General features: G+C 72.5%; 19 protein-coding genes. 9 read left to right on the top strand and 10 right to left on the bottom strand.

What is annotated here, in order from left to right; translation table 11 throughout:
- Together H343_RS0112135 and uvrB are read right to left on the bottom strand one after the other, a co-directional pair.
- Positions 1–579 (bottom strand): TerD family protein, encoded by a 579-nt coding sequence (locus H343_RS0112135; protein WP_028431366.1) that lies wholly within the window; start codon positions 577–579, stop codon positions 1–3.
- Positions 580–735: 156 nt separating this feature from the next.
- The gene (uvrB, locus tag H343_RS0112130; protein WP_028431365.1) at positions 736–2,871 is read right to left on the bottom strand and encodes an excinuclease ABC subunit UvrB; all 2,136 of its coding nucleotides are present in this window, start codon (positions 2,869–2,871) and stop codon (positions 736–738) included.
- A gap of 159 nt (positions 2,872–3,030) precedes the next feature.
- Here uvrB and H343_RS0112125 point away from each other — a divergent pair, with 159 nt between their 5' ends.
- The 3 genes from H343_RS0112125 (at position 3,031) to H343_RS0112115 (ending at position 6,226) form a co-directional block, all read left to right on the top strand.
- A complete protein-coding gene (locus tag H343_RS0112125) occupies positions 3,031–3,921 on the top strand; it encodes a glycerophosphodiester phosphodiesterase family protein (RefSeq protein WP_028431364.1) in 891 nt (296 codons plus the stop codon).
- A 173-nt stretch (positions 3,922–4,094) separates the two neighbouring features.
- A complete protein-coding gene (locus H343_RS0112120) occupies positions 4,095–4,700 on the top strand; it encodes a methylated-DNA--[protein]-cysteine S-methyltransferase (protein ID WP_028431363.1) in 606 nt (201 codons plus the stop codon).
- 221 nt (positions 4,701–4,921) lie between these two features.
- The gene (locus H343_RS0112115; RefSeq protein ID WP_037903562.1) at positions 4,922–6,226 is read left to right on the top strand and encodes an MFS transporter; all 1,305 of its coding nucleotides are present in this window, start codon (positions 4,922–4,924) and stop codon (positions 6,224–6,226) included.
- A 104-nt stretch (positions 6,227–6,330) separates the two neighbouring features.
- On the opposite strand, the gene H343_RS0112110 is transcribed toward H343_RS0112115, so the two are convergent.
- From H343_RS0112110 to H343_RS0112100, 3 genes are all read right to left on the bottom strand, one after another.
- Complete coding sequence (locus H343_RS0112110; RefSeq protein ID WP_028431361.1) at positions 6,331–7,083, bottom strand: PIG-L deacetylase family protein; 753 nt, start codon at positions 7,081–7,083, stop codon at positions 6,331–6,333.
- 85 nt (positions 7,084–7,168) lie between these two features.
- Positions 7,169–7,993: an MHYT domain-containing protein gene (locus H343_RS0112105; RefSeq protein WP_486586880.1), complete on the bottom strand. Its 825-nt coding sequence runs from the start codon at positions 7,991–7,993 to the stop codon at positions 7,169–7,171.
- A gap of 321 nt (positions 7,994–8,314) precedes the next feature.
- The gene (locus H343_RS0112100; RefSeq protein ID WP_199778915.1) at positions 8,315–8,785 is read right to left on the bottom strand and encodes a type II toxin-antitoxin system PemK/MazF family toxin; all 471 of its coding nucleotides are present in this window, start codon (positions 8,783–8,785) and stop codon (positions 8,315–8,317) included.
- A 72-nt stretch (positions 8,786–8,857) separates the two neighbouring features.
- Between H343_RS0112100 and H343_RS0112095 the strand changes: the two genes are divergently transcribed.
- Positions 8,858–9,595 (top strand): type 1 glutamine amidotransferase, encoded by a 738-nt coding sequence (locus H343_RS0112095; RefSeq protein ID WP_028431358.1) that lies wholly within the window; start codon positions 8,858–8,860, stop codon positions 9,593–9,595.
- 25 nt (positions 9,596–9,620) lie between these two features.
- On the opposite strand, the gene H343_RS0112090 is transcribed toward H343_RS0112095, so the two are convergent.
- A complete protein-coding gene (locus tag H343_RS0112090) occupies positions 9,621–10,262 on the bottom strand; it encodes a uridine kinase (RefSeq protein ID WP_028431357.1) in 642 nt (213 codons plus the stop codon).
- 174 nt (positions 10,263–10,436) lie between these two features.
- On the opposite strand from H343_RS0112090, the gene H343_RS0112085 reads away from it, so the two are divergent.
- A complete protein-coding gene (locus H343_RS0112085) occupies positions 10,437–10,913 on the top strand; it encodes an excalibur calcium-binding domain-containing protein (protein WP_037903467.1) in 477 nt (158 codons plus the stop codon).
- Here H343_RS0112085 and H343_RS0112080 read toward each other — a convergent pair.
- Entirely contained in the window at positions 10,910–11,362 is a 453-nt protein-coding gene (locus H343_RS0112080) for a GNAT family N-acetyltransferase (RefSeq protein ID WP_028431355.1), read from the bottom strand. The genes H343_RS0112085 and H343_RS0112080 overlap by 4 nt on opposite strands.
- Positions 11,363–11,579: 217 nt before the next feature.
- Positions 11,580–11,927 (bottom strand): hypothetical protein, encoded by a 348-nt coding sequence (locus tag H343_RS30260; RefSeq protein WP_037903560.1) that lies wholly within the window; start codon positions 11,925–11,927, stop codon positions 11,580–11,582.
- A 189-nt stretch (positions 11,928–12,116) separates the two neighbouring features.
- Here H343_RS30260 and H343_RS0112070 point away from each other — a divergent pair, with 189 nt between their 5' ends.
- The 4 genes from H343_RS0112070 (at position 12,117) to H343_RS35575 (ending at position 18,420) form a co-directional block, all read left to right on the top strand.
- Positions 12,117–12,425: an acylphosphatase gene (locus H343_RS0112070; protein ID WP_028431354.1), complete on the top strand. Its 309-nt coding sequence runs from the start codon at positions 12,117–12,119 to the stop codon at positions 12,423–12,425.
- A 13-nt stretch (positions 12,426–12,438) separates the two neighbouring features.
- Positions 12,439–13,230 (top strand): Mut7-C RNAse domain-containing protein, encoded by a 792-nt coding sequence (locus H343_RS30255; RefSeq protein WP_078505459.1) that lies wholly within the window; start codon positions 12,439–12,441, stop codon positions 13,228–13,230.
- A 222-nt stretch (positions 13,231–13,452) separates the two neighbouring features.
- A complete protein-coding gene (locus H343_RS0112060; protein ID WP_028431353.1) occupies positions 13,453–15,129 on the top strand; it encodes an alpha/beta hydrolase in 1,677 nt (558 codons plus the stop codon).
- Between the two features lie 222 nt (positions 15,130–15,351).
- Entirely contained in the window at positions 15,352–18,420 is a 3,069-nt protein-coding gene (locus tag H343_RS35575) for a DEAD/DEAH box helicase family protein (protein ID WP_051265040.1), read from the top strand.
- A 49-nt stretch (positions 18,421–18,469) separates the two neighbouring features.
- Here the strand turns inward: H343_RS35575 and H343_RS30245 are convergent, their stop codons facing one another.
- Complete coding sequence (locus tag H343_RS30245) at positions 18,470–19,735, bottom strand: SWIM zinc finger family protein (RefSeq protein WP_486586879.1); 1,266 nt, start codon at positions 19,733–19,735, stop codon at positions 18,470–18,472.
- Positions 19,736–20,034: 299 nt separating this feature from the next.
- On the bottom strand, positions 20,035–22,953 hold the full coding sequence (locus tag H343_RS0112045) for a DEAD/DEAH box helicase (RefSeq protein WP_028431352.1): 2,919 nt from the start codon (positions 22,951–22,953) through the stop codon (positions 20,035–20,037).
- Between the last annotated feature and the right edge of the window lie 200 nt (positions 22,954–23,153).

Here is a 23,153-nt window from a genome sequence, read left to right as displayed (position 1 = left end):
TCAGAGGTGCGGCACCATCGCGGGCATCAGGTCCTGGAACGTACGGCCGTTGGTCGGCGCGCCCACCGCGGTCATCTGCCAGCCGTTGCCCTGCCGGTGCACCTTGGCCATGATCTGGGCGGTGTACTGGCCGCCGCCGGTGAGCGTGTAGCGCGCCAGCTCCTGGCCGTTGGACTCGTCGACGAGACGGCAGAAGGCGTTCTCCACCTCGGCGAAGGTCTGCCCGGTGAAGGAGTTGACCGTGAAGACGATCTGGTCGATGTGGACCGGGACGCGCTGGAGGTCCACCATGATGGCCTCGTCGTCACCTCCCTGACCGGCACCGCCGACGAGGTTGTCACCGGTGTGCCTGACCGAGCCGTCGTCGCTGACGAGGTGACGGAAGAAGACCACGTCCTTCGGCTCCTTGCCGGCGAAGAGCACGGCGGAGGCGTCGAGGTCGATCTCCTTGCTGCGCTTTCCGAACAGCCCGCGGCGCGGAGCGGCCTTCCATCCGAGCCCCATCCGCACCGCCGACAGGGCGCCCCCGTCGCTCTTCTCCAGACTGATGGCCTGTCCCTTGGACAAGTTCACCGACACGTGAGTCCCCTCTCGACTTTCCGCCGCCACCGTCGCTCCCGATGACCGTCACACTCCGCAGCCTACGCATTCACGCGAAGCCGCCGGTCAGAGCAGTCACCTTTGTGTCGCTCCTGCAACACTCCGCGACCGCCCCCCTCTCCGCCGCAACAGGGGCTACTTCAGCCCCGCCTCCTTCATCTGCCGCAGCTCCTTCTTCAGCTCCGACACCTCGTCCCGCAGCCGTGCGGCCACCTCGAACTGCAGCTCCGCCGCCGCAGCCCGCATCCGCTGCGTCATCTCCTCGATGGTCTCGGCCAGTTCGGCGGCAGGACGGTCGGTGAGCACCTCGGTGCCGCCACGCGCCGCCCTGCCTCCCGCCGGCTTGGCGGGAGTGGGGGCCCTGCCCTTGCCCGTACGCTCGCCGCCGCCCTTCTTCTCCTGCCGGTAGCCGGAGCCGAGGAGCTGCTCGGTGTCGATGTCCTCGCGGGCGATGTCGGCCACGATGTCGCCGATCTTCTTGCGCAGCGGCTCCGGGTCGAGGCCGTGCTCCGTGTTGTAGGCGATCTGCTTCTCGCGGCGGCGGTTGGTCTCGTCGATGGCCTTCTCCATGGCCGGAGTGACCTTGTCCGCGTACATGTGCACCTGACCGGAGACGTTGCGCGCCGCACGCCCGATCGTCTGGATCAGGGAGGTGCCCGAGCGCAGGAAGCCCTCCTTGTCGGCGTCGAGAATGGCCACGAGCGACACCTCGGGCAGGTCCAGGCCCTCGCGGAGCAGGTTGATCCCGACGAGCACGTCGAACTCCCCCGACCGCAGCTCCCGCAGCAGCTCCACCCGGCGCAGCGTGTCCACGTCGCTGTGCAGATAGCGGACCTGGATGCCCAGCTCCAGGAAGTACTCGGTCAGGTCCTCCGCCATCTTCTTGGTGAGCGTCGTGACCAGGACTCTCTCGTCCTTCTCCGAGCGGGTCCTGATCTCGTGCACCAGGTCGTCGATCTGGCCCTCGGTCGGTTTGACCACCACCTCCGGGTCGACGAGCCCGGTCGGACGGATCACCTGCTCCACATGGCCGTCTCCTCGGGAGAGCTCGTAGGACCCGGGGGTGGCCGAGAGATAGACGGTCTGGTCGATCCGCTCCAGGAACTCCTCCCACTTCAGCGGCCTGTTGTCGATCGCCGACGGCAGCCGGAAGCCGTGCTCGACCAGCGTCCGCTTCCGCGCCGCGTCGCCCTCGTACATCGCGCCGATCTGCGGGACCGTCTGGTGCGACTCGTCGATGACGAGCAGGAAGTCGTCGGGGAAGAAGTCGAGAAGGGTGTGGGGGGCGGTGCCGGGCTCACGGCCGTCGATGTGGCGGGAGTAGTTCTCGATGCCGGAGCAGGTGCCGATCTGGCGCATCATCTCGATGTCGTAGGTGGTGCGCATCCGCAGCCGCTGCGCCTCCAGCAGCTTTCCCTGCTTCTCCATCGAGGCGAGCTGCTCCTCCAGCTCGGCCTCGATGCCCGCGATGGCCCGCTCCATGCGCTCCGGGCCCGCCACGTAGTGGGAGGCGGGGAAGACGTAGAGGTGCTCGTCGTCCGAGATGACCTCGCCGGTGAGGGGGTGGAGCGTGGAGAGCGCCTCGATCTCGTCACCGAACATCTCGATGCGGACCGCCAGCTCCTCGTACACGGGGAAGATCTCGATCGTGTCGCCCCGCACGCGGAAGGTCCCCCGCGTGAAGGACATGTCGTTGCGCGTGTACTGCACCTCGACGAAGCGGCGCAGCAGATCGTCCCTGTCGATCTCCTGGCCGACCCTGAGCGGCACCATCCTGTCGACGTACTCCTGCGGGGTGCCCAGACCGTAGATGCAGGAGACCGAGGCTACGACAACCACGTCGCGCCGTGTCAGCAGTGAGTTCGTGGAGCTGTGGCGCAGCCGCTCGACCTCCTCGTTGATGGAGGAGTCCTTCTCGATGTAGGTGTCCGTCTGGGGGACGTACGCCTCGGGCTGGTAGTAGTCGTAGTACGAGACGAAGTACTCCACCGCGTTGTTCGGGAGGAGCTCGCGGAACTCGTTCGCCAGCTGCGCGGCCAGAGTCTTGTTCGGTGCCATCACCAGCGTGGGCCGCTGGAGCTTCTCGATCATCCACGCGGTGGTCGCGGACTTGCCGGTGCCCGTCGCGCCGAGCAGCACGACGTCCTTCTCACCACCGCTGACGCGCCGCGCCAGATCGGCGATAGCGGTGGGCTGGTCACCGCTGGGCCGGTAGTCGCTGACGACCTCGAAGGGCGCCACGGTGCGTTCGATCTGGGTATGGGGCCGCATGCCGACAACGGTACGACCCGCCGCTGACAACGGCTGCGGACAGTGACCACGAACAGTCGCGGCCCGTTTACACTCACGCCATTCCGCTTCTGCTTCCGTGTATCGCACAACGGGAATGCTCCTGGCTGACAGTGTTCGCACGAACGCGAGGAGTCCCGAATGTCGATGCGCCGTGCCGTAGCTGCCGCAACCGGCGTGCTGCTGGGAGTGTCCGCGCTCACCCTCACCGCGAGCCCGGTGGCCCACGCGGCTCCCCAGCAGGAGAAGAACGACCGCCCGCCCGTGACGGTCGCCCACCGAGGAGCTTCCGGTTACGCGCCGGAGAACACCCTCAGCGCCGCCGAGAAGGCCGACAGCCTCGGCTTCGACTGGGTGGAGAACGACGTACAGCGCACCAAGGACGGCGAACTCGTCGTCATGCACGACACGACACTCGCCAGGACGACCGACGCCGAGCAGGTCTTCCCCGACCGCTCGCCCTGGAACGTCTCCGACTTCACGGCCGCGGAGATCGGCCGTCTGGACGCCGGAAGCTGGTTCAGCGACGACTACAAGGGTGAAAAAGTCCCCACCCTGGAGCAGTTCCTGGAGAAGCTCACGGAGAACGACCAGCGGCTGCTCCTGGAGCTGAAGTCCCCCGAGATCTACCCGGGCATCGAGAGCCAGACGCTCAAGGAGCTGGCCGGCAACGGCTGGCTGGACAGCGAGCACATGAAGGACAAGCTCATCATCCAGAGCTTCAACGCCACATCGGTCAGGACGACCCACACCCTGAACCCGGCGGTCAAGACCGGGTTCCTGGGCAATCCCAAGGTCTCCGAACTGGACTCGTACGCGAAGTTCACCGACCAGATCAACCCGACCCACCGGGCGGCGACGAAGGACTACGTCAAGGCCGTGCACGCGCGCAAGGGGCCGCTCGGGAAGCGGATGGAGGTCTTCACCTGGACGGTGAACGACGCCTCCACGGCCCGCACGGTCGACAAGGCCGGCGTGGACGGGATCATCTCCAACTACCCGGACGTCGTGCGGGACGCGACGCGAGGCTGAACGTTTCCCCTGGCGGAGCTCTCCGCCACAGGCACGGCCGGACCCCCACCCGGCCTCTCTCCCCACCCCTCCCCTGCTCCCCGTCCGTGCGACCGCACGGCTGACGAGGACGGCCGTCCCGGGCCCGCCCGGGACCAGGGGCCCTTGTCAGAGGGTGCCTCTAGGGTGCCCGCATGAATGAGACTCCGGCGAGTACGGCAGCCCGCACCAGCATCTGGACACTGCGGGAGACCCCTGTCGGCCCCCTGCTGCTCGCCGCCACCGACGAGGGCCTGGCCAACGTCGTCTTCCACGCCGACGCCGCTGCGGCCGACCGGGCCCTTTCGCGGCTCACCGCCCGTCTCGGAGCACCCCCGGTCCATGCCGGCGCCGACGCCGCTGCGGCAGCCGCATCCGCGTCCCCTCCCCCGTCCGCACACCGTGCGCTCGCGCTGGCGGACGCGGAGCTCGTCTCCTACTTCCGTGGAGACCTGCGCGTCTTCACCGTCCCGCTGGACTGGTCGCTGACCGGCGGCTTCAACGAGCGGGTGCTGCGGGAGCTCTTCACGTCCGTACCGTTCGGCACCACCGCCGGATATCAGGATCTCGCCCGGCGGGTCGGCGAGCCGGGCGCCTCACGTGCCGTGGGGGTGGCGATGGGTTCGAATCCGCTGCCGGTGGTCGTCCCCTGCCACCGCGTCGTGGAGAGCGGCGGCGGCCTGGGCGGGTTCGGCGGCGGCAGGGAGACCAAGCGTGAACTGCTGGCACTTGAGGGGCTGTTGCCGCAGCCCTTGTTCTGAGGGCCGGTTACTCCGTGGAGGACCCGCACCACCGCTGGCAGACTGCACACGTGACCGACACCGACAACCCCGCCGACACTCCTGACACCGGCCCCGGCGGCACCGGCGCCGCGGCCGGCTCCCCCGCCGCGTCCGCACTGCCCGGCGGCGCGGAGCTGCCCGGCGGCGTCAGTACGCCCGGAGGCACCGGCCCCCACGGCCGCCCCGCAGCTCGCGGACGGATACGGCCGGAACTCTCCGCACCCCCGTACGGGCCGGAGCTGGCCGCGCTTCGCCGCCGCACCACGGCCGTACTGGCGATCGGGCAGATGCTCGGCGGTCTCGGCGTGGCCACCGCCGTCACGCTCGCGGCGGTACTGGCCAAGGAGATCAGCGGCTCCGAGGCGCTGTCCGGCCTCGCCTCGACCTCGTCCGTCATCGGGACGGCACTGCTCTCCCTCCCCCTCGCCTCCCTGATGGCGGCCCGTGGACGCCGCACCGGCCTCACCGCCGCCTACCTCATAGGAGCCGCCGGCGGCACGGTCGTCGTCGTCGGAGCCGTGCTGGGCAACTTCCCGCTGCTGCTGATCGGCATGACGGCCTTCGGGGCGGCGAGCAACGCCAACCTCCAGGCCCGGTACGCCGCCGCCGACCTCGCCGAGGCCGGGCAACGGGCGCGGGCCATCTCCTTCGTGGTGTGGGCGACCACGATCGGCGCCGTCCTCGGCCCGAACATCGCCGCGCCCGCCGGACGAAGCGTCGCCGGACTGGGCATCCCCCCGACAGCGGGGGCGTTCGTGTGGGGGACTGCCGTCTTCCTCGTGACCGCCGCCCTGATGCATCTGCTGCTGCGTCCCGACCCGCTGCTGACGGCGCGTGCGCTGGCCGCGGCGGATCCCCCCGCGGACCCCGCGGAGGGCGCCGGGGAGACGGCGGCGGACAAGTCCTCCGAGAAGGAGGAGCGTTCGCTGCGCGCCGGCTTCGCCGCCGTCACCGCCTGCTCCCACGCCCGTCTGGCGCTGGTCACGATCGCCGCCGCGCACACCACCATGGTCTCGATCATGGTGATGACGCCCGTGGACCTCGGCCACCACGGTGCGGGCATCGAGCTGATCGGCCTGGTCATCAGCGCACACATCGTCGGCATGTACGCGTTCTCGCCGGTCATGGGCTGGCTCGCCGACCGCTTCGGACGGCTCGTCGTCATCTCCGGTGCCGTGGTGCTGCTCGCGTGCGCGGCGGCCCTCGCGGGCACCGCGGACGGATCGCACGTCCAGTCGGCGGTCGGGCTCTTCCTGCTCGGCCTGGGCTGGTCGGCGGGTCTCGTCTCGGGTTCGGCGCTGCTGACGGACTCCGTGCCGCAGCCCGCCCGCGCCGCTGTACAGGGCCTGTCCGATCTCGTCATGAACGCGGCGGCGGGGGCGGGCGGCGCCCTGTCCGGACTGGTCGTCGCCCAGGCGGGCTACGGCTGGCTCAGCGCGCTGGCAGCGACACTGCTCGTACCGGTGGTGGTGCTGCTCCTTGCCGGTCTGACACGGCGCACGTAGGCAGACGGCGGCAGACGCTCACAGGCAGCAGAGCGCGCAGGACACGCAGACAGAGCGCAGGCGCGGGCCCGGCCGCCCCCGCGCGGGGTGCTCGCGCCCCGCAATCACCGCGGGTACAGCTCGAAGGCGACGCAGTCCCGGCCGCCGTACCGCTCCGCGCCCATGCCCACGCCCCACTCGACGATGCCGCGCGCGTACTCCTCCACCGGTTCCTCGCTCAGCGCGCTGATGTACGCCCGGTGCTCGGCCAGCGAAGCCACGGCCCGCCGTTTGGCCTCCTCCCCCACCGGCACGGCGTGCGTCGGGTCCGAGGCACCGGCGACGGCGACCCACCGCACCCCGCCCCAGGGTGCGAGGTCGCCGGAGGAGAGCTGCTCCGGGAAGATCCAGCGGTTCCCGGCGTCACCGACGGCGTCGAGCACGGCCCTTCCCACGACTCGGTGGTCCGGCGTGTTCCAGGCACGCCCGCCCCAGGTCTCCCGGTGGTTGAGCGTGATGACGAGCTCCGGCCGGCTCCTGCGCAGGACCGCGGCGACGTCCCGGCGCAGCGGCACCCCTTCCTCGATCACGCCGTCCCGGTGGTCCAGGAACTCCAGCGAGGTGACACCCACGGCACGGGCGCTCGCCCGCTGCTCCTTCTCCCTCACCCGGGCGCACTCCCCGGGTTCGAGGTTGTCGATGCCCGCCTCGCCGCGTGTGACGAGGAGGTAGCTCACCTGCTTGCCAGCCGCCGTCCACTCGGCGACGGCCGCCGCCGCCCCGTACTCCATGTCGTCGGGGTGCGCGACGACGGCCAGTGCGCGCTGCCAGTCCTCCGGCATCGTCTCCAGCCGCTTCTCGGTGCTCGTCGTGGCCATGCCCTCACTCCGCCTTCCGCCCGTGGTGATCGCTCCTCGCGCCGTACGGTGGTCACGCGGGCGGCCGGGGAGGCGGCCGCGCAGGTCACCGGCGCTCGAACGGTGTCCACTCCAGCTTCTCGCCGGTCCCCTCACCGCGGCGACTTCCCCACTGCCGTCTGCCGTCCCGCTCCATCATCGGGTCGAGGCTGACGAAGAGCGTGATGAGCAGCAGCAACAGCACCGGCACGATCAGCATCGGTGCCAGTGTGCCCAGCGGGGAGGGGGCTCCCGGGCTGGAGGCGTCGCTGTAGAGGCGTACGGACATCGCTGCCATGCCGGTGTAGTGCATGCCGATGAAGGCGGTTCCCATGATCATGGCGGCGCCGAGTGACGCACCGAGGTGCTTGGCCTTCGTGGCGCACCATGTCGCGACGGTCGCCACGACGACGGCGACGGCGACGGAGACCGCGACGAGCCGCGTGTCGTAGCGGACGGCGCCGGCCACGTGCATGCCCGTCATGCCCAGGTAGTGGGTGGAGGAGACGCCCAGGCCCAGGATGGTGCCGCCGCCGAGCACGGTCGCCCAGTTGGGCCGCCGGTGTCCCACCAGGAGGAGCGCGGCCACGGAGACGAGGACGGCGAGCAGGAGTGTCGCGTATGTGGTGACCATGTCGTACTCGATCTGGGCCTCACCCACGCTGAACCCGATCATCGCGACGAACTGCATCGTGAATACGCCGACTCCGACCGCGACGGCCCCCAGCACCAGCCATCCCGCCTGTTCTCGGCGTTCACCGGCACGGGCCCGCATGGCGCACCTGAACCCCACGGCGCTGCCCAGGGCGGCCATGGCGAACGCCAGGACCGGCGTGACCGGCCCGTAGGTGAAACCGTCCGCAGGCACTGCCGCGGCTGAGAACATCGACATCCCCACCAGGAAACGCGTGTGATCACAGAATCGTCACTCTGCGAACACATATACGGAGACCTCATGTTAGGGACAGCGGCGCCCGCGTGCCGCCGTTTCGGCCAAGACCGTCCGGGCGCACCCGGGTTCGCGCGGGATTGCCCGCCCCGTGCGGAAGCCGCCGGAGCCCGCGGCGGTCTCCCGCCCGTCCGAGGGGCCGGCCCTGCCGCCACGCCGGCCTCCCCCACCGGGGGCTGACCACGGCAGGGGTTCACAGCGAACTGCGAACCGCGTTCACCACAGCCCGCGTTCACCGCCAACCGCGTTCACCACAGCCCGCGTTCACCGCCAACCGTGCACCTGCTGCAGTCTGTGCACGACGCGGTTGAACCTCGCCCGGTCCAGCGCGCACGCCTCACGGCGCATCCCCTCCGGATGGACGCGCAGCACCCTTCCCGTACCGACCCACGAGTCCCGTCCGGTGCGGTCCCAGGGGCCCGAGCCGAGCGGCAGCCACTCCGGGTGCCCCTCGCGCTCCCGTGAGGTCAACTGCACGCCGAGCAGAGTCCCCCGGTCCTCACGGGCCACGATCAGGACCGGCCGGTCCTTGCCCCTGCCGTCGCTCTCCTCGTAGGGCACCCACGTCCAGATGATCTCGCCGGGGTCCGGTTCGCCGTCGGGGTCGGGCGCGTAGGTGGTGCGCACCCTTCCCACGCGGTCCGGCCGCACCTCCGAGGTCGCCGTGCTGCCGCTCCCGCCCGGCAGCACGGAGGCCGTGCCCTGCGCATCCGTCTCGTCCTCGGTGTGACTCATGCGGGGGAACCTACCGCCACACGGGTGAGATCCTTGTCCCCGGGATCGCGACCGGGCGAGGTGGACGGAGAGATGGAGCGGACAGTGCGTGTGCTCGTGGTGCAGAACACCCCCCGCGGAGGGCCGGGCCGGCTCGGTGCGTGGCTGGAGGAGAACGGGCTCGCACTGGACGTCGTGCACGCCTACGACGGGAGCCCGCTGCCGCACGGCATCGCCGGCCACCAGGCGCTCCTCGTGCTCGGCGGCGGCTTCATGCCCGACGCCGACGACCGCGCGCCGTGGCTCGCACCGGCCCGGGAACTGATGAGCGAGGCGCTGGAGGCGGATGTGCCGGTTCTGGGCGTCTGTCTGGGTGCCCAACTGCTCGCCCACGTCGCGGGCGGCACCGTACGGGCCGAGCACGGCAAGCCGGAGGCGGGCAGCACCGCCCTGACACTGCGGACGGAGGCGGCCGGCGACCCCCTCTTCCGCGGACTGCCCACCCGTCCCACGGCGATCGAGCGCCGCGTCGACGCGATCACCCGGCTACCGCCTGGCGCGAGCTGGCTCGCGGAGAGCGAGCGGTGTCCGGTGCAGGCGTTCCGGATCGGGGAACGGGCGTGGGGCGTGCAGTTCCACCCCGAGGCGAGTGTGGAGAGCGTCCGCGGCTGGGACGAGTGGAAGCTGAGCGAACTGGGCTTCGATCACCAGGAGTTGATCCGATCGGCGGAACGGGACGAGCCCGCGTCGACCGAGATCTGGCACGAACTGGCGCGCCGCTTCGCCGCCGTCGTGACGGGGGCGGCCACGCCGCAGGTGCCGCGGGGCTGACACCTGGCCGCCGCGCGGAGGACCCTCAGTCCTGTGCGCCGTTCCAGGCCGGGCGGCGCGGGTCCTCCGCGCGTACGAACACGTCGGCGGCCTGCGCGGGGGCGACCTCGTCCGCGTACCGGGCGAAGGCCGGCAGCTTCCAGCGCTCCTCCTCCCGCGTCTGCCGCTCCAGCGCGGCGGCGGAGAGCCCCAGATGCACCGCGAGGTCGAAGGGGAACCAGTGCCCGAGCAGGAACGGGCCGTGGAGCAACAGCACGCCGCCCGGCGGCAGCAGTACGTACGGGGAGCGGGTGGGCCGGTCGGCCTCCGGACGGCGCAGGTCCGGCAGAACGCGTCCGTCGCCGCCCGGCTCCAGGGGGCCGAAGACCTCACGCCACAGGGCTCCGGTGTCGTACCAGAGGTCGTAGTAGGCGTCGGGGTCCTGCTTGCCGTACTCGAAGCGCAGCGAGGCGGCCCGCAGAAAGCCGTCGGCGGAGACGACGAGTGGCTGCCGGCCGCGTACGCGCAGGGCCTCGGCCAGCCGGGCGGCGAGAGCGTCCGGACGTACGGGCGGCGGACCGTCCAGGGCGACGCGGTGCCACGGACCGCCGCCGGACGGTGCCTGCTGAACGACGCGGTCGGCCAGTTTCCCGGTCAGCCGCTCCCAGGTGATCGGTTCGAGTCGCACACCCCCATGGTCGCGCGACCGCTGCGGCAACTCCTGACGAGGCCCGGGGCACAGCCCACGACGGCTGACTCCGGATATCAACTTGGTCTACTTACGCACTTATTTGGCGCTGATTCACCTCAAACACCACAAGAGTGGGACACACTTGCTCCCTCACATCACGAAGGGGTCCTCATGTATCCGAACCAGCAGCCCCAGCCCCAGCCACCGCACCCGTTACCGCCCACGCGGCCGAGGTGGGCGCGCAAACGCGTTCTGATCCCGGCCCTCTTCCTGAGCTGGTTCATCGGTGTCGCCATGGGTGGCGCAGGAGCAGCGGATTCACCGGGCACGACCGAGGCGTCGGCGACGGCACCCCGTCCCAGCGCCACGGCGACGGCGACGGTCACCGAAACGGCCGAGGCGGAGCCGGAGGCGGCTCCCACCGTCACCGCGACGAAGAAGGTGAAGGTACGGAGCACGGTCACCGTCACGGCGAAGGCGCCGGCTGCCGACCCCGGCACGGGCACCGGCACCGATGACTCCGCCTCCGTGTACTACGGCAACTGTGACGAGGCCCGGGCCGCCGGCGCCGCGCCGGTGCACCGCGGTGAACCCGGCTACGCGAAACACCTCGACCGCGACGGGGACGGCGTGGGCTGCGACATCTAAGGCGCCCCGCGGCCCGGCCGCACAACGAACCGGTAGACCCGGGAATCACGGCTCTGGAATCCCAGACGTTCGTACAGCCGGTTCGCCGCCTGCCGGGACGGACGCGAGGTGAGGTCGACGGTCCTGGCCCCGGCCTCTTCGGCCAGACGCAGTGCCTCCCCGATCAGCGCCGCTCCGGCACCGTGTCCCCGGGCCGCATCGTCGACCACGACATCTTCGATGCGGCTCCGCAGCCCCGACGGCAGCGGAAACATGATCAGCGTCAGCATGCCGACCGCTCGGCCTCCGGTCCGTGCCAGCAGCAGAGTGTTGGCATCACTGCGCACCAGCCGGGCCACCGACTCGTGGTCAGGCACGGCGGCCATGCTCGAGAGTTGGGGCAGCAGGCGTGTGACTGCTTCGACTGCCTCGTCGGTCGGCGCGCGGACGACTTCCACCTCGACGCTCATGATCGTGACTCTATCGACTGGCGCCGAAGCGCAGGGCGATCCGCCCAGTCCGGGCTCTCCCGGGCCGGGACCGGGCCGGCCCCCCTTCAGCCGGGCGCGGCGGCTCTCCGGTGGATCAACTGAGGTCCCTGGTCAGTACGCCAGGGGGCGGTGTTTGCGGGGTCGAACAGGCCGACTTCCTGTCGCGCTGGACGCCCCGTGACGAGCCGTCGGTTCGCTACGACGGCCAGTCGACGAAGCCGTGGAAGAGAGCGCAGAAGAAGGGGACGCCGAGGAACGCGCCGGCAGCCAACACGACGCGGCGCCGGGCGTACCGCTGCCGCCACGGCAGCATCCAGCTGACGAGCAGCAGTACGGCGGAGACCGCCAGGCCGCACAGGAAGAAGACGAACGAGGGCGCGAAGGTGGCGTCGAAGCGTCTCTGATCAGCTTCGCTGCACGAGTCGCAGGCCATCGGGGAGAGCATCACGAATACGAGGGCGAAGAAGCCCGCGAAAAGAGTCAGCCCGGTGGCGACCAGCGGGCCGATCCACGCTCGCGGTGTGCGGGTATCGGGTGCGGTCACTGCTTTTCCCATGAGCCCCATGCAAGCGCGGTGCAGGCGCCCGCACATCCGCGCTCCTGCTCAGGCGCCGTACTCAACCGCCCCGCTCCGGCGCGCGTGCGCTGCCCGGTGGATCACCTGCCCGCAATGTCCGTATCCTGGGCCGGTGATCCACTGGCGTCGACCAGGTGCCACCGGAGGTGCCCACCGATGACCCGCAAGCGCGTGACCGTCTCAGGCGCCGTGCAGGGCGTGTTCTTCCGCGACTCCTGCCGGAGCGCGGCCGCGTCCCACGGAGTGTGCGGCTGGGTGCGCAACCTGCCGGACGGCAGCGTCGAGGCCGTCTTCGAGGGCGAGCCGGGCGCCGTCGGCAAGCTCGTCGACTGGACGCACGAGGGCCCCTCCGCGGCACGGGTCGAGCAGGTGCGGGTGCACGAGGAGGAACCGCAGGGGCTGACAGGCTTCGAGGTGCGTCCGACGCCGCCGCCCGGCTCCGCGCCGCCGCGGGCGAATCCGTGACCGTGCCCGCCCGGTGACACCCGAACCGCCGCGGGTCGGCCTGCGCTTCGCCGGGGAGCTGCGCTTCTTCCTCGCCGCCGGGCACCGGCGCGCGGAGAGCGTCCAGGTCGCTCACGACGGGACCTCCACTCTGGGTCACGTCGTCCAGTCACTCGGCGTGCCGCTGACGGAGGTGGGTGAACTGACCGTGCACGGCTGCCGGGTGGGCCCCTCGTACCGTCCGCGGGGCACGGTCACGGCCGTCGTGGACGCCCCGCACCGTCCCCAGCCCGTCGCCGCGCCCGCCCCGCTGCGCTTCGTTCTCGACGTGCATCTGGGCGCGCTGGCGAGACGGCTGCGTCTGGTCGGGCTCGACGCCGCCTACGCCAACGACGCCTCGGACGACGCGCTGCTGGAGCAGGCAGGCACCGAGCGCCGCGTGCTGCTCACCCAGGACCGGGGCCTGTTGCTGCGCAGGGCACTGTGGTGCGGCGCGTACGTACGGGGCGACCGTCCGGACGCCCAACTGCTGGACGTGCTGGACCGGTTCGCTCCCGGCCTCGCCCCGTGGAAGCGCTGCGTGGCGTGCAACGGCGCGCTCACGCCCGTCGCCAAATCCGAGATCGCTCCACTGCTGCGGCCGGGCACGCGCCGTACGTACGACACCTTCATGCGCTGCCGGGACTGCTCGCGGCTGTACTGGCGGGGTGCGCACAGCGGCAAGCTGGAGGCAGTGGTGGCGGCGGCGTGGGAGGCCGTACGGACGAGTGGCGGGGGTGACCTTCCGAGCGCGGAGACGGACACCGCGCACGCCCCCCGGGAGTGACCGGCGGAGGCTAGGCGAGCGCCTGACCACGGCGCGAACTGGCATACCGCGATGGGCTGTTGCAGCGCTCTTGCAGGGCCTCGGCGCCTCATCACGGGATACGCCCCGCGATGTCCGGCCAATCGAATTCACGCGGAACCGTCCCATGTGAGGCCCGTGTGCTGCACGATGCGGTATGGCCGCGGGATGTGCGGCCTTGACTCTCTCCACACGGGAGCTCGGATGAGAAGACGCGTCATAGCCCTGCACAGCGCCGCCGTGGTGATGCTGGCCGGGGTGCTCACGGCCGTACCGGCGTCGGCGAACGCCGGTACCCCCTCTGCTGCCGCACCGGCGGACAGCGCGGGCGAGGCGGACCGTACCGGCAGGGGCGGGGGCGGATCGCTGAAGTGGACCGACTGCGGAACCGAGAGCTATCCGGAGCTGCAGTGCTCCACTGTCCGCGTCCCGCTCGACCACTCGCGCCCCCACGGCAGGAAGATCTCCCTCGCGCTCTCGCGCATCCAGCACACCGCCTCGAAGTCCCAGGGCCCGCTTCTGGTCAACCCCGGCGGCCCGGGCGGCAGTGGACTGACCCTCGCCGGGTATGTCGCAGGCTCGCTGCCGAAGAAGGTGGCCGCGCAGTACGACGTGATCGGCTTCGACCCACGCGGCGTCGGCGAGAGCGAACCCGCACTCGACTGCGAGCCGGGCTACTTCGACCCCGTCCGTCCCGACAGCGTCCCCCGCAGCGCCAAGGACGAGCGGAGGAACATCAAGCGCGCCAAGGGCTTCGCCGAGGCATGCGGGAAGAAGCACGGGAGTCTCCTGCGGCACATCGACACGGTGAGCGCCGCGCAGGACATGGACCTCATCCGCCGCGCCCTGGGAAGCAAGAAGATCAACTACTTCGGCTATTCCTACGGCACCTACCTGGGCGCCGTGTACGCCAAGCTCCACCCCGACCGTGTGCGGCGTGCCGTGCTGGACAGCGTCGTCGACCCGGACGGCGTCTGGTACGACAGCAACATCACCCAGGACTACGCCTTCGACGCCCGCCACAAGGCGTTCACCGCGTGGGTCGCCGAACACGACGCGGAGTACGGCCTCGGCACCGATCCGGCCGCCGTGGAGAAAGCCTGGTACAGGATGCGCGAGGAGGTCCGCGACGACCCCGCGGGCGGGAAGGTCGGCGCCGCAGAACTCGAGGACACCTTCATCCCCGGCGGCTACTTCAACGGCTACTGGCCGGATCTGGCCTCGGTGTTCGCCGCCTACGTCAACGACGGCGACCCGGAGCCGCTGGCCGAGGCGTACGACGCCTTCGCCTCCGTCGACGCCGGCGGCGACAACGGGTACTCCGTCTACACCGCGGTCGAGTGCCGCGACGCGTCCTGGCCGCGCGACTGGGGCACCTGGCACCGCGACATGTCGAAGGTGCACGCGAAGGCGCCGTTCATGACCTGGAACAACGCCTGGTACAACGCGCCTTGTGCGTTCTGGCCGGTCAAGTCCCAGAAGGCGCCGGACGTTTCGAACAAGAAGCTCCCGCCCGTGCTGCTCTTCCAGGCCACCGAGGACGCGGCCACACCGTACGAGGGCGCCGTGTCCGTCCACCGCAAGCTGCGCGGCTCCAGCCTGGTCGTCGAGGAGGGCGGGGGCAACCACGGCATCTCGCTCAGCGGCAACGAGTGCCTCGACGGCTATCTGGCCGACTACCTGGCCACGGGCGAGGTACCACGCGGCAAGTCGGCCGGCGAAGCGGACGCGGTCTGTGACGCGCTGCCGGACCCGGAGCCGCTGAGCCCGGAGACGGCACGGTCCGCGGTCCCCTCGCCGTTCGGTCCGGACAGCTCCGCCGACGGGCGCTCCGGTGACCGCGGTGCCGCCCTGCACGAACTGGTCCGCTTCCGCGAATAGTTCGCGAACAGCCGGCGCGAGGGGCAGGGTGCATCCGCCCGTCGAGGAGCGTCGTCCGGTGCGTGCGATCGCAAGGCGGCCGGAGTCCTGGTGGCGAAAGCGACCAGGACTCCGGCCTGCGCCGCGACGGGCGGGCCCCTCCCCGGGCGGGCACCGGCTCCCGGACGGTCCCGGGCCGGACCGGATGCCCGGGGCCGCCACCGCGCGGCCTACGGTACGCAGATGCCCTCATCCACCGAGGCGATGGAACGCCTCCGCCCGCCGTACCCGCTGCGCACTCACCAGCGGGACGCGCTGACGCGCCTCGCGCGGGCGGTCGCTCCCGGCGGCGACGCCCCGCCGGAGCGGAAGGAGCAACTGGAGCCGCGGGAGCAACGGCGTGGCCGGGCCTGGGTGGTGCTGCCACCGGGCACGGGCAAGACGCTGGTCGGTCTGGAAGCGGCGCGCCGCCTGGGTGACCCCGTCGTCGTACTCACGCCGAACACCGCCATTCAGGGCCAATGGCTGCGGGAATGGGGAGCGTTCACCTCCCGCGCGCCCTCCGGGTCCGGTGCGCTGCCGCGCCCGGACGTGCGCACGCCGGCACCGGACGTCCCCGCCGGCACGCGCCGCGATCTCAGCACCCCCGTCACCGTGCTCACCTACCAGTCCCTTGCCTCCTTCGACCCGGACGCCGAGGTCGACGAGGACGGAGCGCAGACGGCCCGTCCCGCGACCCGGCATCTGCACCGGCTACGGGCGCAGGGCCTGGAACTGGTCGAAGCACTGCGCCGTACCGGCAAGTTCACCCTCCTGCTGGACGAGTGCCATCATCTCCTCGACACCTGGGGCGAGTTGGTGGCCGAGTTGCTGCGTGAGCTTCCCCTGGCCACAGTCATCGGCCTGACCGCCACGCCCCCCGACCGCCTCACGCCGCCCCAGGCCGAACTGGTCGGGGAGCTGTTCGGGCCCGCGGTGCAGGGCCCGTCGATCCCCGCCGCCGTGCGGGAGGGGCACCTGGCCCCGTACGCGGAGCTGTGCTGGCTGACCACCCCGACGCCCGGGGAGACCGACTGGCTGGCGGGTGAGGCCGAACGCTTCACCGAGCTGACGACCGGCCTCCTCGACCCGGAGTTCGCCTCCCGGCCCTTCCTGTCCTGGCTGGACGAGCGCTTCGTCGTCCGCGAAGGCCCCGACGGCGCGCGGGTGCCGTGGACGCGTCTCGCACGTGACCGCCCCGAACTCGCCGACGCCGCCCTGCGGTTCCACCACGCGGAGCTGCTCGCGCTGCCCGAGGGGGCCCGTCCCCGCGAGGAGCACCGCCGCGCTCCCGGCGTCGAGGACTGGGTACGGCTGCTCGACGACTGGGTACGGCACTGTCTGCGCCGGAGCGGGTCCGATCGCGACGCCGGGGTGCTGGAGGCACTCAGGTCCGCGCTGCCGTCCGTCGGGCACCAGTTGACGGCCCGCGGCATTCGCGGCGGCCGCTCCCCGGTCGACCGGGTACTGGCCCGCAGCGCGGCGAAGCCGCACGCCGTGCGGGAGATACTCGCGGCGGAGGACGCGGCGCTCGGCGACGGGCTGCGCGCGGTGATCGTCTGCGACCACGAGCGGGCGACGGCGACGCTGCCCGCGCGGCTGACGGGCGTGCTGGAGGCACAGGCGGGCTCGGCGCGGCTGGTCCTGGAGGAGCTGGCGGCGGACGCCCGTACCGCGGCTCTCGATCCGCTGCTGGTGACGGGACGTACCGTGGCGGCGGCGCCGGGAACGGCGCGGCGCCTGATCGCCTACTGCGGGGAGGCAGCGCCCGAACTGGCTCTGGGAACCGAGCCGTTGAACGGTTGCACCCCGGCGGTCCCCGCGCAGGACGGGGAGGACGCGCAGGACGCGGAGGACGGGGAGGGGGACGGGAAGAAAGCGGTGACCGGCACGGAGACCGCCGAGACCACCCAGCCCCCCGAGACCCTCCAGACCTCCGCGGGTTCCCAAGTCGGACAGCGGCTCGTCGCGGTGACCGGCGGCCCGGGCTGGACCAGCAGGCGCTGGGTGGCGCTGGTCACGCGCTTCTTCGAAGAGGGCGGCACCCGGGCTCTGATCGGTACCCGCGGAATGCTCGGGGAGGGCTGGGACGCCCGCCGCGTCAACACCCTGGTCGACCTCACGGAAGCCACGACGGCCACCGCCGTCGTACAGACGCGCGGCCGGGCGCTGCGGCTGGACCCGGACCGTCCGCACAAGGTCGCCAACACCTGGTCGGTGGTGTGCGTCGCGGACGCGCACCCGCGCGGCGACGGCGACTGGAACCGCTTCGTACGCAAACACGACGGCTATCTCGGCCTCACGGACGCGGGCGAGGTCATGGTCGGTGTCTCCCACGTCCACCCCGAGCTGTCGCCCTACGCCCCGCCGCCCACCGCCGCCTTCGGCCGGCTCAACGCCACGATGCTCCAGCGGGCCGCCTCCCGCGACGAGGTGCGCGCGAGGTGGCGCATCGGCCTGCCCTACGAGGACGATCTGGTACACACCCTGCGCGTCACCCTCCCCCGCGGCCCGCACACCGCCGCCGGGGCGGCAGCGGCCCTCTCCGAGGACGACGGCCGGGAGCTGGAGGCCGTACCCGCCCCGCACGGAGTGCATCCCGCACGCCTTCCCTCCGGGCCCGTCATCTCCTCTGCGGCCGTCACAGGACTCCTCGCCACGGCCGCGGCGCCGCTCACAACACTCCCGTGGCCGCTCGCTGTCGCGTCGGGCGGCCTCGCCACGTGCGCGGCATGGGCCGCGACCCGCACCGGCGCGGCCCTGGGGCACCTGCGGCGCACGGAGCGGGCCCCGGTCCTCGTCCTCATCGCGCGGGCGACAGCGGACGCCCTGCACAGAGCGGGACTGGTTCCCCGCGGTGCTGCGGCAGTCTCCTTCGCACCGGACGAAACAGGCGCCTACCGCGTCGAGTTGGAGGGTGTGCCCGCTGAGGCGTCGGCGCTCTTCGCCGCCGCCGTCGACGAGGCGGTCTCACCGCTCGGCTCGCCGCGCTATGTGATTCCCCGCCATGTGCTGGCCCGGCCGACCGTGGGCGGGGCTTTCCGAGCGCTGTGCCGCAGACCCGCGCCGAACACCGTCGTCCACCACGCGGTGCCCTCGGCGCTGGCGGAGAACCGCCGCCTGGCCGGCATCTTCGCCAGCGCCTGGAACGCCCGAGTGAGCACCGGCGCCCCGCTGTACACACGCAGCCCGGAGGGCGCCGGCGTCCTCGCGGCGCAGGCGGGCGGCTCGCCGATGGAGGCCACGACGGCGATGCGCGTGACCTGGCGGTGAGGGAGGCCACGGACGGCGGGCGGTGAAGAAGCCGCCGGGCGCCCGCCCCTCACCACCCGTCCATCAGCGCCGTCAGCACCTGGACGGGGTCGGTGTCCGAGGGGCCCTCCGGCCACCAGTCGTCCGTGACGCCGCCTTCGCCGCCGCTCCTCGCGCCGCCCGTGCGCGCCTCGTTGCGGTACGGGTACCAGCGGCCGTCCCTGCCGTAGCGGAGCTGGTACGTGCGGGCGGGATCGGTGAGATGACTGCGGCTGACGGACATGCGGGGGAGACCGGCGGCGGCCAGCGCACCGCGTGCGCGGTCGAAGTGGCCGGCGGGCGGATCCCATGGCGCGTCCAGGACGGACAGCCCCTCCCCGCCCTGCCGCCGGGCGGCGGCGGCCCGTGCCAGTTCCACCGCCGTGTGGCCGCTGCCGCGTGCGAGCCGGGCGAAGCGCGCCGAGAGAGTGCCGCGGCCGGTGAGCCGGGGGTGGCCGGCCGCCAGACGGATCGCGTCGTGCCAAGCGCTGGTGGGCGTGAGGTCGGTGAGGCCGTCAGGATCGGTGAGGGCCTCGTGCGCACGGTTCGCGGTGTCGGTGATCAGGAAGGCGAGGTCCGAGGGGTCGGGGGCGCCGGGGAGTTCGGGCAGCAGCGGCGGTTCGCCCGGTGCGTCGGGCGGCGCGAGGGGGTCGGGCAGCGGCGGACGTACGGACGTGGCCAGCGCGTCCCGGGCCAGGACACCGGCCGCCCCACACCCGGTGTCCTGGCCCGGGACGACGGCGGAGTCCTGCCGGGCGGAGGCGTCCGCCGGGGCGGCGTCCCTGGAGAAGGCGCCCGTCCCGTGTGCGGCGGACGCGGCGTTGCGGCGTGCCAGTCCGTCGAGGATCTCCTCCTCGTCGCGCCCGCGCAGAAGCAGCAGTACGAAGGGGTCGGCGTCCAGGAACCGTGCCGTCCGGTAGCACAGGGCGGCGGCGTGCTTGCAGGGACGGCCGTCGTCCGGGCAGGAGCAGCCCGGGTCGATCTCGTCGGCGCCGGGCAGCAGTCGGACGCCCGCCGCACGGGCGGCCCCGACGAGGTCGTGCGGCATGTGCTTGTCCAGCAGGGCGGCGATATGGGCGGGCCGGTCCGCGACCGCGTCCAGGAAGGACGTCCACTCCCCGTCGGTGAGGACCCGCAGCCGGATCACCGTGCGGTACGGGCGGGGCCTGCTTCCCCGCACGGACGCAGCGATGCGGCCGGGACCGACCGTGATCGTCCCGACATGGCCGCCGCGCGCGTAGGTACGGCCGCGCGAGAGCCGTCCAGCGTCCAGGGACGACTCCTCCAGGGCCCCCACCCATGCCTGACCCCACCAGGATTCCGCGAGGGGCCCGCGGGTCCCCGGACGCGGGGGTACCGGCGGGAGGCTTCGTGCCGGCGTCCCGCCACGGGGCGATCCCCTGAGGCCCGACGCGGCCGGTCCGGTGCCGCCGGACCGCGCGCCGACGGGCCCCGCCTCATCGGGCACAGGCGCATCGGGCACAGGCGCATCGGGCACAGGCGCATCGGGCACAGTCCCATCGCGCACAGGCACATCGGGCCCCCCACCCCCTGCCCTTCTCCCGCGAGCGCTGCCGGCGTCACCGGCCCGTGGGCTCATTCCGTCCTCCTCAGCCGCACGAGGTCGGCCAGCGCCGTGTCGCTCATCTCCGTCAGGGCCGCCGCCTCGCCGCCGCCCAGCACCGCGTCCGCCAACTCCCGCTTGGAGTCGAGCAGAAGGGCGATGCGTTCCTCGACGGTGCCCTCGGTGATGATGCGGTGGACCTGCACGGGCTGTGTCTGCCCGATGCGGTAGGCGCGGTCGGTGGCCTGCTCCTCGACGGCGGGGTTCCACCAGCGGTCGTAGTGGACGACGTGTGCGGCGCGGGTCAGATTCAGGCCCGTGCCGGCCGCCTTCAGCGACAGCAGGAACACCGGTGACCGCCCGTCCTGGAAGTCGCGCACCATCTCCTCCCGCCGCGTGACCGGGGTGCCCCCGTGCAGCAACTGCGCCGGGACGCCGCGTTGCCGCAGGTGGCGTTCGATGATGCGGGCCATCGCCACGTACTGCGTGAAGACCAGCACGGCGCTGTCCTCCGCGAGGATCGTCTCCAGCAGTTCGTCCAGCAGCTCCAGCTTGCCCGAGCGGACCGGGCCCGCCGCGGCGACGGTGGCCGCGGCCTCGTTCAGATACTGCGCCGGATGGTTGCAGATCTGCTTGAGCGCGGTCAGGAGCTTCATCACCAGACCGCGGCGGGCGATGCCCTCGGACGCCTCGATCCGGGCGAGCGTCTCGCGTACGACGGCCGCGTACAGCCCGGCCTGTTCGCGGGTGAGCGCGACGGGATGGTCGGTCTCCGTCTTGGGCGGCAGCTCGGGGGCGATGCCCGGGTCGGACTTCCTGCGCCGCAGCAGGAACGGGCTCACCAGACGCGCCAGCCGCGCCGTCGCCTCCGGGTCCTCGCCGCCCTCGACGGCGCGGGCGTGCCTGGAGCGGAAGGCGGCGAGCGGGCCGAGCAGGCCGGGGGTCGTCCAGTCCAGGAGGGCCCACAGTTCGGAGAGGTTGTTCTCGACGGGGGTGCCGGTGAGGGCGATCCGCGCGGGGGCGGGCAGGGTGCGCAGGGCCTTCGCCGTGGCGGAGTGCGGGTTCTTCACGTGCTGCGCCTCGTCGGCGACGACCAGCCCCCAGCTCTGCGCGGCCAGTTCGGCGGCGCTGGAGCGCATCGTGCCGTAGGTGGTGAGGACGAAGCCGCCGCTCTCCGCGGGAGCGGTGAGGCTGCGGCCGGTGCCGTGGAAGCGGCGTACGTGCACGCCGGGCGCGAAGCGTTCGATCTCCCGCTGCCAGTTGCCCAGGAGCGAGGCGGGGCAGATGACGAGCGTGGGCGATGCGTGCGCGCGGTGCAGATGGAGGGCGATCAGCGTGACCGTCTTACCGAGTCCCATGTCGTCGGCGAGGCAGCCGCCCAGGCCGAGTGAGGTCATCCGGTCCAGCCAGGCGAGACCGCGCAGCTGGTAGTTCCGCAGGGTGGCGTCCAGCCCGTCGGGCTGGACGGGCAGCGGGAGTCGGGCGCCGAGGCGGTCGCGCAGGGCCTTCAGCGCACCGACCGGTACGGCCTCGACCTCTTCCCCCTCCACCCTGGCTGTTCCGGTGAGGGCCGCCGAGAGTGCGTCTCCCGCGTCCAGGAGGCCGAGATGGCGTTTGCGGGCCTTGCGCACGAGGGCGGGATCGACCAGCACCCACTGGCCGCGGAGCCGCACGACGGGCCGGTGCGTCTCGGCCAGCGCGTCCATCTCGGCCTCGGTCAGCGGCTCGCTGCCGAGGGCCAACTGCCAGCGGAACTCCAGAAGTCCGTCCGCGTCGAAGAAGCTGGAACCGTCCGTGGCGGAGCCCGGCGCCGGGCGGACGACGGCGGTGGCGGTCAGCTCCCGCGCCACCTCCCGCGGCCAGTGCACGGCGACACCCGCCGCTGCCAGCCGGCTCGCCGCCCGGCCGAGCAGGTCGCTCACCTCGTCATCCGCCAGGGGCAGTACGTCCGGCTCGGGCCGCTCCAGCAGCCGCCCGAGCGGCTCCCACACGCGGGCGGCGCGGCGCACCGCGAGCAGCGTGTCGATGCGGGCACGCGGGCCGAAGTGCTCGGCCCCGTGCCACAGTTGGACGGCGTCGGTGACGAGGGCCGGGTCGGCGAGGCTGTGCACCTGCACGACGGCGGCGGCGCCGCGGCCCCCCGGCTCACCGCCCGGCGCACCCGGATCGTCCGGACCGCCGGCGGCGCCCGCGTCGAAGACGTCGCAGGCCGCCAGGTCGAGCCGGAGCGAGATCCGTACGCCCGCGTCCATGCCCGCGGCGACCTCGGCGGACCACTCCCGCGCGCCCGGCAGCCGCTGGGGGGTGCGAGCGGCGAAGGGCTCGCCCGCCGCGTGCGGGGCGGCCGGGGTACGGGGAAGGGTGTCGGCCACCGCGTCGGTGAACGAGCGCAGCAGTCGCTCGGGGGCGGGAAGCCGCAGCGGCAGGCTCCCCGGCAGGGGCACTGCGTGGGCTTCGGCGGGCATGGCCGCGGCGATCGCGCGTAGCTGTGCGGCGTCCGCCTCGTCCAGAGGTCCGGCCCGCCACGCGTCGACGTCGCCGCTGCCGAGGCCCGGCAGCAGCCGGCCGCGGGCGAGCAGATGGAGAGCGTGCAGCGCCGCCGCTCCCCAGCAGCGCGCGGCCGGATGGGCGGCGGGATCATGCCGGGCGCGTATCAGCACCGGCAGCGCGCCGGCGACGGGCAGAAACAGCGCGGGAACCGTACGGGCGCGGGCGCCCCTGCCGTGCCGCCGGGCTACCGTCAGCGGACGCGGGCCCTCCTCCGCGGGGGGCGGAGCTGCCGCACCGGAGAAACCTGCCGCACCGGAGGGGGCGTGCGAGCCACCCGGGGCGTGCGCGGGCAGCGGCCCGCCGTCCGGGCGCCAGAAGGCGAGCCTGCCCTCCCGAGGCGGTTCCCCCGGCACGAACACCACCGCGCAGCGCGCGAGCCCGACCTCCGCAGGCCCTCCCATCCGCGCCACCGTCTTCCGCTCCTCGTGCTGCGCGCGGACCACGCCCGCAGCGGGCATACGGTCCGAATCCGGACCCGGCCGAGTCTAGGACGCACCGCTGACACCGCCCCGTCCACCTCCGCCGGCGTGCGGGACGCCGTCCGGCCGGCGGTCGGCTCCACCGCGCGGGGACGCCGTCCGTCGCCCGTCCCGCGGAGCGC

This window comes from Streptomyces sp. TAA204, from assembly GCF_000424965.1.
This window is presented reverse-complemented; position numbering and strand designations above follow the sequence as displayed.

What these genes read in the sequence shown, in the direction of transcription:
- H343_RS0112100 (WP_199778915.1), bottom strand. Translation starts at nt 8,785, where the DNA reads ATGAGTCACACCGAGGACGAGACGGATGCGCAGGGCACGGCCTCCGTG.
- H343_RS0112125 (WP_028431364.1), top strand. Translation starts at nt 3,031, where the DNA reads ATGTCGATGCGCCGTGCCGTAGCTGCCGCAACCGGCGTGCTGCTGGGA.
- uvrB (WP_028431365.1), bottom strand. Translation starts at nt 2,871, where the DNA reads ATGCGGCCCCATACCCAGATCGAACGCACCGTGGCGCCCTTCGAGGTC.
- H343_RS0112070 (WP_028431354.1), top strand. Translation starts at nt 12,117, where the DNA reads ATGACCCGCAAGCGCGTGACCGTCTCAGGCGCCGTGCAGGGCGTGTTC.
- H343_RS0112105 (WP_486586880.1), bottom strand. Translation starts at nt 7,993, where the DNA reads ATGTCGATGTTCTCAGCCGCGGCAGTGCCTGCGGACGGTTTCACCTAC.
- H343_RS0112045 (WP_028431352.1), bottom strand. Translation starts at nt 22,953, where the DNA reads ATGGGAGGGCCTGCGGAGGTCGGGCTCGCGCGCTGCGCGGTGGTGTTC.
- H343_RS35575 (WP_051265040.1), top strand. Translation starts at nt 15,352, where the DNA reads ATGCCCTCATCCACCGAGGCGATGGAACGCCTCCGCCCGCCGTACCCG.
- H343_RS0112085 (WP_037903467.1), top strand. Translation starts at nt 10,437, where the DNA reads ATGTATCCGAACCAGCAGCCCCAGCCCCAGCCACCGCACCCGTTACCG.
- H343_RS0112110 (WP_028431361.1), bottom strand. Translation starts at nt 7,083, where the DNA reads ATGGCCACGACGAGCACCGAGAAGCGGCTGGAGACGATGCCGGAGGAC.
- H343_RS0112095 (WP_028431358.1), top strand. Translation starts at nt 8,858, where the DNA reads ATGGAGCGGACAGTGCGTGTGCTCGTGGTGCAGAACACCCCCCGCGGA.
- H343_RS0112120 (WP_028431363.1), top strand. Translation starts at nt 4,095, where the DNA reads ATGAATGAGACTCCGGCGAGTACGGCAGCCCGCACCAGCATCTGGACA.
- H343_RS0112080 (WP_028431355.1), bottom strand. Translation starts at nt 11,362, where the DNA reads ATGAGCGTCGAGGTGGAAGTCGTCCGCGCGCCGACCGACGAGGCAGTC.
- H343_RS0112060 (WP_028431353.1), top strand. Translation starts at nt 13,453, where the DNA reads ATGAGAAGACGCGTCATAGCCCTGCACAGCGCCGCCGTGGTGATGCTG.